Here is a 12,133-nt window from a genome sequence, read left to right as displayed (position 1 = left end):
ATCAACCACAACATGGGCTTTATCCAGCCGATTGGCACCCTCGACCGGACGATTACCAAAACGGCCATCGTTAGCCTCGCCAACGATCACGCCAATCAGATTATCGACGGCGGCAACTACGATCTGCTCAAGACGTACGTTGAGATGAAGCGGTATGAGCTATATATCAAAACAATTATCAACAAACTCAAAACCGCATCGGCGTATCAGGCGCGGGTAATGCGCGAAGAAGATCAGCGACCGGCCTCGTTGCCCGGACAGGAAACTCCCGACGATACCGGGTCGATGACCAATCTGCCCGCTTTGACGCCAATGGATGGCGAAGGTGATTATGCCGATTCGCAGGGTGTGGTACGTCAGAACACGATTCAGTACGCCAGTGCCAGCGTCCAGATTACCAAGCGCACTACGTATGACTTTACGCAGGACGCCGAATGGAACCGCATCACCAACGAAATTGCTGCGCTGAAAACAGAGTTAAAGAAGCGGGAAGAGTTTTTGAAAAAACAAGCGGACACCCCCGCTGTAGTGAGCGAGAACATTGCCGTTCGGTTGTAAGTACGGCCTATCTTTGCCCTTTCATTGATTCCAATCGCATGGCTCACTACGGCTATTTCAATGGCACCGTTGCCCCCGTCGATCAATTGTCCATTGGCACAGCCGACCTTGGTTTGCTCCGGGGCTACGGCCTGTTCGACTACTTCCTGACCTACAACGGGCGGCCGTTCCAATGGGACTGGTACTGGGAGCGGTTCCAAAACTCGGCATCGCGGATGCACCTGCCATTGCCACTCGGTAAAGATGAGACGTACGCCGTTCTGATGGATTTAATGGAGCGTGGTGGCGGGGTTGCGTTCGACACGGCATTTCGATTTGTGCTGACGGGTGGCTACTCGGCCGACAGCATCAGCGTCGAACGGCCCAACCTGCTAATTCTCACCGAAGCCATTCATCCCGTGCCACCGGTGCAGTATCAGCAGGGAATCAAGGTGATCCTGGACGATTACGTTCGGGAAATGGCCGAGGTGAAAAGCACGGATTATAAACGCGTTATCCTGATGGCCGAAGCGATTCGGGCGGCCGGGGCGTCGGACTTGCTGTATCAGAAAGGGGGCGAAATCAGCGAACTAAGCCGGAGCAACTTTTTTCTCGTCAAAGGCAACCGGCTCATCACGTCCGACCGGCACATTCTGCACGGCATCACCCGCCGAACGGTCATGCAACTGGCGCAGACCGAATTGACAGTTGAAGAGCGGCCGGTGTTACTCTCCGAACTCTATGATGCCGATGAAGCCTTCACCACCAGCTCGACCAAGAAAGTGCTGCCTATCACTCAGATCGGCGAACTTACCATCGGCGACGGGCACGTTGGCCCCACTTCCCGATTTCTGCTGGAGCGCTTCAATGCTTTGATCGAAGCGTGGTAAGGAGCGACAAGTCAATGGTATCGGCGTACTTCTTTATGACCGCCTGGGTGATGGTTTCTTCCTGTCCGATCCGACCAATGCAGGGTAAACTTGTGTAGTTCAGCACAAACGTCTCCGTTGCTGGAACGGCTGGACCGTTGAAAATAAGGCCTAAAATTGGAATGGTTCGGCTCCGGCATGCTTCGACTGACAAGAGCGTGTGGTTAATGCTGCCCAGATAATTACGGGAAATTAATGCCACCGGCAGACCTGACTGCGCGACCCAGTCGATGGTCAGATCGTGGTCGTTGAGTGGCACCATCAGCCCACCGGCCAGTTCAATAACTAACGTATTGTCGGTTTGGGGAGCCCTGATACCGTCTAATTCAATCCGTACACCATCGAGTTCGGCGGCTGCGTGGGGCGACAGCGGCTGCGTCAGCCGGTACGCTTCCGGGTGGAAACGGGTGACTGGATTGCTCACCAACCGACGTACTGTCTCCGTGTCCGAGTCGATTAGTGACCCTGATTGAATAGGTTTCCAATAATCCGCTTTCAGGGCTTCCACCAACACGGCCGATGCAACCGTCTTACCAACTTCGGTACCGATACCGGCCACGATTAGATGCAGTGGTTCCCTCATGGGATTAGTTCGATTTCGCTCAAAAAGGCAATCAGTTGGTCAATTTCGGCTTCGGTATTGTTGGCATGAACGCAAATGCGCAGCCGTTCCAGACCGGCCGGAACGGTGGGGCTGAGGATGGCCCGAACGTCAAAACCGGCGTTTTGTACAATTGCTGCCACCCGACGGGCGTTGTCATTACCGGGCACAATCAGGCATTGAATGGGCGACTGACTACTGGTCCAGGTGCGGCCGGGTAGTGCCCTGGCAATGCATTGCGGGAAATAGACAAGTCGATTCCAGAGTTGCTCGCGGGCGCTGGGATGCGTTTGCAGGTGTTCATGAGCGCAGCGAATGGCCAGCAGACTATGGGGTGGCAGGGCTGTTGAATAAATAAACGGCCGGGCAAAGTTGATGAGGTAATCGCGCAGTACGGCCGGGCCAACGACAGCCGCGCCATGAACGCCCAGTGCTTTTCCGAATGTGTGAACCCGCGCAAAAACGCGGTCCTGCAAACCCAGCGCCACGGTTAAGCCCTCGCCAGTGGGTCCATAAATGCCCGTTGCGTGTGCTTCGTCCACGATAAGGGCCGCGCCGTAGTGGTCGCACAGGTCCGCCATCTCCCGCAATGGAGCCACGTCGCCATCCATCGAATAGACTGATTCGACCGCCACAAACACCTGTCCCGGCGCTTGCAAACTGACTTCCTGACAAAGTTGGTCGGCGAGGTCAGCGAGGTCGTTGTGGCGAAATCGACGCCGGGTAGCATAGCTGAGCCGGGCACCATCAATCGTACTGGCGTGAACGAGTTCGTCGGTCAGGAGCGTGTCACCCACTTTCGGCAGGCAGGCCAGCAGACCAAGGTTGGCGTCGTAACCGGAATTAAACAACAACGCCGTTTCAGCCTGATAAAACAAGGCCAGTTCCTGCTCAACCTCATTAGCTAATTCCGAATGGCCCGCGAGAAGCCGGGAGCCAGTTGCGCCCGTTTGCAGGGCTATTTCATCAGTGTTCGCCCGCTGAATTGCCGCCCGAAGCTCGGTCGAGTGGGCAAATCCGAGGTAGTCGTTCGAACAGAAATCAATTAGATTGTCAGCGGTTCGGAGTTGACGCAACAGGCCGGATTGCTGGCGGGTAGTCAACCGATCTGATAACACATTGCATACGCTTTTTAGCCGTGTGGTCATGTAACCTGAGTGTAATATAGCCTATAAACAGACTTGTTATTGGAAGAGAGCATTAGAAGAAATGTGAATAAACTACTGGTTATCCACACCTGGTTTGTGGATAACTAATTGGACATCTGACTTATCCTATATAAAATGATTAAATGGTGCTAAAAGCGCAAAACTTACGCCTTACTCAATTGGTTACGGGCTGACATTCAGGACAATCTTGCCAAATTGCTTTCCTTCATCCATCCGGCGCAAAGCCAGTTCGGCATCGGCTAATGGAAACGTTTCGTCAACGACGGGTATCATTTTTTTAGCCGTGACGAAGGCAATCATGTCGGTAAACTCACGTTCGGTTCCCATCGTCGATCCAAAGATCGCTAACTGCTTGAAGAATACTTTCGGCGGAGCGATGTCCGTCAGATTGCCGGTGGTGCCGCCAAACAGAGCAATCCGCCCACCCGGTGCGGCTACGTCAATTAATTTAGCGAAACCCGCTCCACCCGCGCTGTCGATGATAACATCAAAATAGCCCCGGGCTGGATGGCCCGTACGACCACCGCCCGTTTTGGTTATGAGCGTTTTCGCCCAATCCGGTTCGCGGTAGTTGACGCCCCCCGTGGCACCGAGTGCCTGCGCGTTGGCAAGCTTCTCATCCGACCCAGACGTTACCCAAACTTCGGCTCCGCCCCCCACAGCAAATTGCAGCGCAAACAAGGCCGCACCACCACCAATGCCGGTAATCAGGACTTTTTCGGGCGTTTGCGTACCCGTTGTGTGCAGGCCCGCCCGCGTCATGAGCGCTCGCCAGGCCGTTAGGCCCGCTAATGGCAACGCAGCCGCCTGCGCAAAGGTTAGATGCGTCGGTTTGTGATGGATGTATTTCGCTGGTACGGCTACGTACTCTGCAAACGTCCCGTTATCGGGCATACCGAGAATTTTGAAATCCGATCCGTAAAAATTTGGGTTAGCGCCCCAGTTGAGTGAGCAATTAATAATGACCTCCCGGCCCCGCCATACTGGATCGACGCCCTCGCCAACGTTCGCCACAACGCCCGCCCCGTCGGACCCCAGAATGACGGGAAGTTTGACGCCGGGGTACATGCCTTTCTGAATGAAGACGTCCCGGTGATTAAGCGCAGCCGCCCGGATGTTCACCAGCACTTCGCCGGGTCCGGGCGTCGGCGTCGGTGCGTCGGTGAACTGAACGGGCTGATGCGTTTCGGCAAGAAGAATGGCTTTCATAGTGGAAGAGCGAATGAGTGAAAGAGTGAATCGGTACGCCGAAGCGGAGTGAATAGCCTACTTTTGTCTTGCTTCCAGCCATATCTGTTGACCATCCGGCACGACAAAGGACCGCAATATGATTCGATTTTTCAACGAGGACGTACCGTATAAACTACCTCAAAAGCAGGTGACGCGCCAGTGGCTTAAACAGCAGGCCGAACGCGAAGGTTATGCCGTGGGTGAGCTAAATTATATCTTCTGCTCCGATGAGTACCTCCTGCAAGTTAACCGCGAGCACTTACAGCACGATTATTACACCGACATTATTACGTTTGACACGAGCGAAGACGAAGGTCGGATTGAGGGCGACATTTTCATCAGTGTCGACCGCGTGACGGATAACGCAACGCAGTTGGGTGTCCCGGCCGACGGAGAGATGCGCCGGGTATTGGCCCACGGGTTGCTCCATCTTTGTGGTTACGGCGACAAATCCGACGATGATGTTGTGCTAATGCGGGCAAAAGAAGAGGGCTGGTTAGAAAAATGGTGACAACTACTTTCTACACGAGTCAACTAAGTCAACCAACATTCACTAAATCAGATTGGTATTATGGGCAAGTTCGTAATTTCTACCCGCAAAAACGGAGAATTTCAGTTCAACCTGAAAGCCGGTAACGGGCAGGTTATTTTAACCAGTGAAGGCTATTCATCGCAGAGTGGCTGCACGAACGGTGTCGAGTCGGTGAAGAAAAACGCGCCCGACGATGCCCGTTACGAACGCACCACGACCAACGCGGGTAAATTCCGATTCAACCTCAAAGCGGCTAACGGACAGGTCATTGGTAGTAGCGAAACGTACGAAAGCGAAAGCGGCCGCGAAAATGGGATCGAATCAGTAAAGAAAAACGCCCCCGATGCCGAAGTAGAAGCCGAGTAACCCCGTAATGAGCAGCCAGCAGTTAATGCGAGCGTATCTGTTCACTGCTGGCTGCTCACTGATACCTGTTTAGAACCACTCGTTTTTCATCTCTACCGTCACCCGGTCGTTCGACTGCAACCGCTGCGATAGCCCGTGGACCTTCACTAACTCGTATTCGTAAAAATACCGGGTGGCCATCAGCTTGCCGTAGTAGAAATGAGGATCATCACCGTCAGCAATAGGTAAAGCGGCCGTTGCTACCGTGGCCTGCCGGAGCCACTGCCACGCCAGCGTAACGATGCCGAACAGCTCCAAATACAGCGTCGCGTCGGACAAAAAGGCTTCGTGATTAATGGGAGCTAAGCTAAGCAGGTGCTTAGTAACGGCATCTAACCGGTTCAGCGCGGTTGTAAGCTGGTTGGTGAGTGGCAGTAGTTCGGAGTGTTGACGGGCACCGTCCAGATCGGTTTGAATGGCGGTCATTAGCAGTTGAACCGCCCGGCCGTTGTGCATGGTGACTTTGCGGCCCAGTAGATCCAGCCCGTGAATACCCGTGGTGCCTTCATGGATGGGGTGAATGCGGGCCTCGCGGTAAAACTGCTCCACCGGAAAATCGGTCGTGTAACCCGCCCCACCCAAAATCTGCACAGCCGCGCTCGTAGTCAGGGTTCCCATCTCGGATGGGTACGATTTAGCAATTGGTGTCAGCAAATCCAGCAGCAGAACCGCATCGGCTTTCGCCTGCCCTTCCCCCGCGTGCGCAACGTCGGAGAGGTAGCTACAATACAGCAACAGCCCCAGCGACCCCTCCAGTACCGATTTCTGGAACAGCAGCATCCGCTTCACGTCAGCATGGCGAATGATTGGTGTTTGGGGCAGAGCCGCATTTTTTTCGGTAATGTGGCGTCCCTGCGGGCGTTCGCGGGCGTATTCGAGCGATGCGTAGTAGGCGGCCGTGCCGATTGACACGGCGTTCATGCCAACGCCAACGCGGGCTTCGTTCATCATCTGGAACATGTAGCGCAGCCCCTGATGCGGTTCGCCGACGAGGTAACCCACTGTTCCGTCGTTGGAGCCAACCATCAGGTGGGCAATGGGAGCACCTTTGTAGCCCATTTTGTGATATACGCCCGCCGTTAGTACGTCGTTGTCAACGAGTACGTTGCCCTCCAGCCGTTTCTGCGGTACAGCGAAAAGTGAGATACCTTTAGCGCCAGCGGGTCCACCTTTAATTTTGGCCAGCATCAGATGCACCACGTTTTCGACCGCGTCGTGATCGCCCGCCGAGATATAAATTTTCTGACCTCGAATCTGGTAGGCACTGGGTGAATCCACCGCACCGGCGTACCGGCCAGGTTCGTCAATTGGTTCGGCCGAGGTGCTGATGTCGGAGAGCGACGACCCGGCGTCGGGTTCGGTGAGCGCCATCGTTCCCTGCCAGCGACCGGCGTACATGTTGGGCGTGAAACGCTCGACTAATTCCGGCGACCCAAACGAGCGCAGCAGGTTGGCCGCGCCGGTGGTCAAAAACGGAAACACGCTGGCCGAATAATTAGCTGCGCCAAACACAAACGTGGCTGCGTTCATGATCGTGGCCGGAAGCTGCTGCCCGCCCTCGTCGTAACTGAACGGCGCGTTGATCCAGCCATCATCGCCAAATTTGCGGATGATGGACCCCATCTGCCGATGCACCCGGATTTTGCCATCCACGAGCTGCGGTTCGTCGCGGTCCATCACCGTCAGCAGGGGTTTGAGCAGCGTCTCGCCGATCTGCCCGGCCGCATCCAGCACCATCTCGAACGACTCGCGGTCGTGGTCGGCGAAGTACGGAAACTGCGTCAGGCGCTCGGCGTCGAGGACTTCATAGAGGTGGAAACGCAGGTCACGGGGAGAATAGAATTGGTTGGCCATGCTTTGATTGATTGTAGCAGTGGATACATCAATTGGGAATCCACAAACGATACATTATTAGTTAATTCACCCCGCCGTCAGCCCCCCGTCCATTTGAATGGCCTGGCCGGTGCAGAACGCGTTTTCGTCGGAGCAGAGCCACAAAATAGCTTGGGCAATCTCCTCCGGCTGACCAAACCGCCCAATGGGGATCACCCGGCGCATCCGATCTTCCATGCCGGGAGCCGTGTTGATGAGGCCGTCGACCATGGCCGAGTGCGTGTAAACCGGGCAAATGGCATTAACTCGGATATTCTGCCGGACGTATTCCAGCGCGGCTGTTTTCGTCAGGCCCAGCACGGCGTGTTTCGAGGCACTGTACGGCCCGCCCATCGGCATCCCACGTACCCCCGCAATGCTGGATACGTTCACTATTTTTCCGCCGGGATTCGCCTGCGCCAGCATCTGCCGAATTTGCGCCTGCATTCCGTAAAATACGCCACCTACGTTGATGGCCATCATCTGATCGAAGTCCTGAGAAGTTTGGTCCAGCAGCCGACCGAATTTGCCGCCGATTCCCGCGTTATTAATGCCAATATCTAACCGGCCGTACGTGTCGACGGTTTGCTGAATTGCGGTCTCGACCTGACCCGGATCAGCAACGTTACAGGTGACGTACGTGCACTCGCCCCCAGCGGCTTTGATTTGATTAACTGTTTCGTGCCCGCCCGCGTCGTTTATGTCGGAGACAATGATTTTAGCGCCCGCTTGGGCAAACGCAAGCGCCGTGGCCCGCCCAATTCCTGAACCGGCTCCGGTGATGAAGGCAATCTGGCTGGTAAAACTCGTCATGAAGGTGATTTTATATGTTGCCGAAAAATAGTGCTATTTTGTAGTTAAATAGTGGTTTTGTATGAACACAACCGTTCGTAATTACGTCTACGCTCTTGCGGTAGGGCTCATTTTATACTACGCAGCTTCTCTAACTTGGTGGGGTTGGCTCAACAAAGGCAACAGCCCGGCAAAAAGCGTAACGTATGAACGGGTAATCAGTCCTATAAACCGGATCAACACGAACGACGGGCGTGGTAATCTACTCGGTATTCAGCCGTGGATGGCGCCCGATGACTACCGCGATGGGCTACGTTTTCGGGAAAAACTCCATACGTATCTTCAAACGGCAAAAGACAGCGGACTGATCGTCCCCCAAAAAACGATTGTTATTTTCCCCGAATACCTTGGCACTTGGTTGGTCGCATCAGACGAGCCGAATCGGGTTTATACGTCCCAAACCGTGCAGGATGCGTTGACTACACTGGTGTTGGCGAGTCCTCTTAACTTCTGGAACGCCTACCGAAGTGCACCCGACGGCGTCACTGACAAAACGAAGTACGCCGTGTTTGCCATGAAAGCCCGTCAGATGGCCGAAGCGTATCAACTGGCGTTCGATATGCTGGCGGCTGAGTTTGCCGTGACAATCGTAGCTGGTTCCATTCTGCTGCCCGACCCAACAGTACAGGGCGGTAAATTAATCGTTGGTAAGGGGCCGCTTTACAATGTCTCGGCGGTTTTCCATCCCGACGGTCGGCTCGATCCGCAGTTGATCCGCAAGGTGTACCCCATCAATGACGAGCTGCCGTTTGTGTGCCCCACCAGCCCCGCCGATGTGCCGGTTTTCGATACGCCCGTTGGCAACTTGGGAGTGCTGGTCTGCGCCGACTCGTGGAATGCACCAGTCTACAAAACGTTGCGGCAGAAGGGGGCTACGCTGCTGGCGGTCCCATCGTACTCGGCGGGCGACGGCGTCTGGAAAACGGTCTGGCGCGGCTACAGCGGCACAAAAACACCCGCCGACGCCCGCGCCGACGTGGGGCGCATTACCGAGGGGCAAGCCTGGCTGGCGTATGCCATGGTGGGCCGCGCCACACCGGAAGCGGGCATCACTAAAGGGTTGAACGTGTTTCTACGAGGTAAGCTCTGGGATTTGGGCACCGATGGTACAACCCTCATTGTGAACGGTGAAACAGGTCCTAAATCGGTCCGGCGCGTGGATGGTGCCGCGCTGACGTGCCTATGGCTCTAACCTTCACCAAAAACGGCCACTGGGCGAGGAACCTGCTTGTTATGGAGTGATCGTCACCGTTCGTCCGGCCCGGTTCCGGGTGTTGAACACCTTCAGCTTCACGGGGCCGGTGGCCGCAATAGGTTCGGTATACACCGGGCTGGCCGGGGTGGGTTCGGTGCCGTCGGTGGTGTAGCGGATCGTCAGGCCCGGTAACTGCACGTTGGCCGCCACCTTGCCACCGATCAGCTTGGCCCCCGCCGTTGGAATTCGGTATTGAAATCCACCACCATATACGTCGAGCCGGGGCAGTTCGCGTTTGCCCACCGTGCTGATGAACTCAGACCAGGCCTGGCGGTAGAGCTGATCGCTTCTGGCCTGGTCGGTTTCAACGGCCCAGGCCGGGTCTTTGGCCCAGGCCCGTTCGGCCAACGCCAGCATCTTGGGCAGCAGTTTGTATTCCAGATCTTCCGGTGATTTGTTGGTTTCGGCCCAGAGCGGTCCCTCAATGCCCACGATGTTGGCCCTCCCTTTTTCGGTGAGCGGAACCCGGCCTTTGATAATCGACGGGTTGATCCGCTGGCCGGTCTGATCGTCTTTCAGATTGCGCAGGTAGTTGTAAGGAATAAAAGAAAACGGCTTTTCAATGTCGACGTAGCCGCCCCAGTACTGCCCCGGCTCGCCCGACGAACTGTTATAGGCCATATCCAGATACAGATGGGTAACCGCCGTCAGCACGACCTTGTAGCCCGCGTTGGCCATTCGGTAGGCGAGGTCTTCGGAGCCGGAACCGGGGCTGTTCAACCAGACATTAACCCTGAACTTTTGAGTCGCGTATGCCTCATTAGGCACCCAGACCGACTTGCCGTTCTGCGTCACTTTCCGCAGTCCGGCTTCTTCCCAACCCGACACAAACAGGCCCCGGCTCTTGAGAATCTGGTTGATCTTGCCGAAGTAGTACACCCACAATCCATTGGGCGATGCGGCCGACGGGTTGGTAGCGGCTAACCGACCAACGGCGGGCGATTTTGTCCAGACGCCAGCGGGCACCTCGTCGCCCCCGAGGTGGATTGTGTTTAGGGGTGCACCGGCTTCTTTGTACATGCTCCGCAGGTCGTCGATCACCCGCTCCATGAAGGTGTAGGTAGATGGCAGGGCCACGTCAATCACGTTATCCGTAAAACCCTGCACTGACTGGTAGACCGATTTGTCGCCCAGATCGTGCAACAGATACCGCTCGGCCTCGACCTTATTTCCGGCTTTTATCAGGCGGTTGTAGCGGGCATCCATTGCTCGCAGGGCGGCCCTGGCGTGACCCGGCGATTCAATTTCGGGAATTACCTCGATGTGGCGGTCGTGGGCGTATCGTAGAATTTCTATGAAGTCGGCCTTGCTGTAAAAGCCGGTTCCGGATGGGTTGTCGCCAGTAGGACCGGAGCCGTAGGCCGGAATGATGTTGGCCGATTCATTGGGGGCGTGCGCCCGTTTGGACCCCACCGCCGTCAGTTCGGGCAGCGACGGTATTTCGACACGCCAGCCTTCGTCGTCGCTGAAGTGCAGGTGTAGCACGTTAAGCTTGTACAAAGCCATCAGATTCAGCACTTTGAGCACTTCAGACTTAGGCTGAAAATTACGGGCTACGTCCAACAGCAGGGCGCGGTAACCAAAACGGGGTGCATCACGAATCACCAGACCGGGTAAGCTGACTGAACTCGGTTTGTCGGCCAGCATACTGGGCGGCATCAGCATCTGTATCGACTGAATGGCGTAAAACATACCCGCCCGCGTTGAGGCTGACACCTGAACGCTGGTCTGGTCAATGCGCAGTTCGTAGCCTTCGGGCGCCAGGGTCAGACTCTTACGAAGTGAAATAGTCCGGCCCGTCGCCCGCGGCTGAATAGTTGGTTTTTTGCCGACGATTGAACCTATCAGGTTAGCCAGCAGGTCTGCTTCCGGGCTAAACACACTATCGGCCACAAGGGTAACCTGATTATCTAATTGAAACGGCTGTTCCGTCGCCTGATACGAAACCGGAGTTGGAATTAGTTTCAGCAGCTTATCGTCGGCGACTGGCTGAATCAGGGCGTTCTGCTCAAAGATTCGTTCCGTTACCCGCCGGTCGGATTTTTCGAACTGGTTCGCCGGGTCGATGGTCAGCGCAATGGGAAATGCCTGCGCCAGTTTATTGTTGAAGACAAGGTAAAACCCAGCCGCGTAATCGGTAGCACTGCGAATTTTGCCCGACAGGAACGCTACCGTCGCCGACCCACCGGGCGGAATGGCTTTAAACGCCGGGCCGGGACTAAGGTAAAACAGATCGCCGTTGGCCGCCGTTACCCGCGCCACTGCTGCATCAAACGTGGCTGGGTCTCCGTCGTTGAAGTACAGCTTCCAGCCGGTGGCAGGCAGGGGCGCATTGCCGGTGTTGGTTAACGTCAGCGCCGAACGCGAACGGGGCTGACCGCGATAATTATTGTCGGCCAGCTTTAGGGTAATTGTCAGCGGCTTTGAGCTATTGACCGCTGACAGCGCACCCGATGGCGTTTGTCCGCAGGCCGTAAGCAAGGGTAGGCAAAGCACAAACAGACTGGAGAAACAGATTCGCATGGGGAGAAATAAGGGGAAAGTAAGGAGCAGCCAACCAAACAAGCTTTAAATAGAAGGGATTTGGCCAATTAGTTCAACCAGCAAAAGTAAGCGTACGCCACCCTGTTTTTACTACATTCATAAAGCCGGGAAGTTTTCATTGCGCATAAGTGGTCCTGGCGAACCGTCAGATAACAAGTTTAATCATTGTTTTCTGAATGATGTTCGTCTGTACATCAATTGATGACT

Annotated in this window: 11 protein-coding genes; 5 read left to right on the top strand and 6 right to left on the bottom strand. The window is 55.5% G+C overall.

Annotated features, from left to right (window positions below; genetic code table 11):
* Window positions 1-12: 12 nt before the first annotated feature.
* Both ACYVHB_RS13145 and ACYVHB_RS13140 read left to right on the top strand, forming a co-directional pair.
* A complete protein-coding gene (locus ACYVHB_RS13145) occupies window positions 13-558 on the top strand; it encodes a hypothetical protein (RefSeq protein WP_461052201.1) in 546 nt (181 codons plus the stop codon).
* A 38-nt stretch (window positions 559-596) separates the two neighbouring features.
* Window positions 597-1,427 (top strand): aminotransferase class IV, encoded by an 831-nt coding sequence (locus tag ACYVHB_RS13140; RefSeq protein WP_461052200.1) that lies wholly within the window; start codon window positions 597-599, stop codon window positions 1,425-1,427.
* Here ACYVHB_RS13140 and bioD read toward each other — a convergent pair.
* The 3 genes from bioD to ACYVHB_RS13125 all read right to left on the bottom strand — a co-directional run bounded on the left by bioD (window position 1,402) and on the right by ACYVHB_RS13125 (window position 4,445).
* A complete protein-coding gene (gene bioD / locus ACYVHB_RS13135; protein ID WP_461052199.1) occupies window positions 1,402-2,049 on the bottom strand; it encodes a dethiobiotin synthase in 648 nt (215 codons plus the stop codon). The two genes, ACYVHB_RS13140 and bioD, sit on opposite strands and share 26 nt — an antisense overlap.
* A complete protein-coding gene (locus ACYVHB_RS13130) occupies window positions 2,046-3,215 on the bottom strand; it encodes an aminotransferase class I/II-fold pyridoxal phosphate-dependent enzyme (protein ID WP_461052198.1) in 1,170 nt (389 codons plus the stop codon). Before ACYVHB_RS13130 ends, bioD begins: the two co-directional genes overlap by 4 nt.
* 183 nt (window positions 3,216-3,398) lie before the next feature.
* Complete coding sequence (locus tag ACYVHB_RS13125; RefSeq protein WP_461052197.1) at window positions 3,399-4,445, bottom strand: zinc-binding dehydrogenase; 1,047 nt, start codon at window positions 4,443-4,445, stop codon at window positions 3,399-3,401.
* 118 nt (window positions 4,446-4,563) lie between these two features.
* Here ACYVHB_RS13125 and ybeY point away from each other — a divergent pair, with 118 nt between their 5' ends.
* Together ybeY and ACYVHB_RS13115 are read left to right on the top strand one after the other, a co-directional pair.
* Entirely contained in the window at window positions 4,564-4,977 is a 414-nt protein-coding gene (gene ybeY, locus ACYVHB_RS13120; protein ID WP_461052196.1) for an rRNA maturation RNase YbeY, read from the top strand.
* 60 nt (window positions 4,978-5,037) lie between these two features.
* On the top strand, window positions 5,038-5,364 hold the full coding sequence (locus ACYVHB_RS13115) for a YegP family protein (RefSeq protein ID WP_461052195.1): 327 nt from the start codon (window positions 5,038-5,040) through the stop codon (window positions 5,362-5,364).
* A 69-nt stretch (window positions 5,365-5,433) separates the two neighbouring features.
* On the opposite strand, the gene ACYVHB_RS13110 is transcribed toward ACYVHB_RS13115, so the two are convergent.
* A complete protein-coding gene (locus tag ACYVHB_RS13110; protein WP_461052194.1) occupies window positions 5,434-7,257 on the bottom strand; it encodes an acyl-CoA dehydrogenase in 1,824 nt (607 codons plus the stop codon).
* A gap of 66 nt (window positions 7,258-7,323) precedes the next feature.
* Window positions 7,324-8,088: an SDR family NAD(P)-dependent oxidoreductase gene (locus tag ACYVHB_RS13105; protein WP_461052193.1), complete on the bottom strand. Its 765-nt coding sequence runs from the start codon at window positions 8,086-8,088 to the stop codon at window positions 7,324-7,326.
* A 61-nt stretch (window positions 8,089-8,149) separates the two neighbouring features.
* Between ACYVHB_RS13105 and ACYVHB_RS13100 the strand changes: the two genes are divergently transcribed.
* The gene (locus ACYVHB_RS13100; RefSeq protein ID WP_461052192.1) at window positions 8,150-9,319 is read left to right on the top strand and encodes a nitrilase-related carbon-nitrogen hydrolase; all 1,170 of its coding nucleotides are present in this window, start codon (window positions 8,150-8,152) and stop codon (window positions 9,317-9,319) included.
* A 39-nt stretch (window positions 9,320-9,358) separates the two neighbouring features.
* Here ACYVHB_RS13100 and ACYVHB_RS13095 read toward each other — a convergent pair whose 3' ends face one another.
* On the bottom strand, window positions 9,359-11,905 hold the full coding sequence (locus ACYVHB_RS13095) for a family 20 glycosylhydrolase (protein ID WP_461052191.1): 2,547 nt from the start codon (window positions 11,903-11,905) through the stop codon (window positions 9,359-9,361).
* Between the last annotated feature and the right edge of the window lie 228 nt (window positions 11,906-12,133).

The organism is Spirosoma arcticum (genome assembly GCF_054779955.1).
This window is presented reverse-complemented; position numbering and strand designations above follow the sequence as displayed.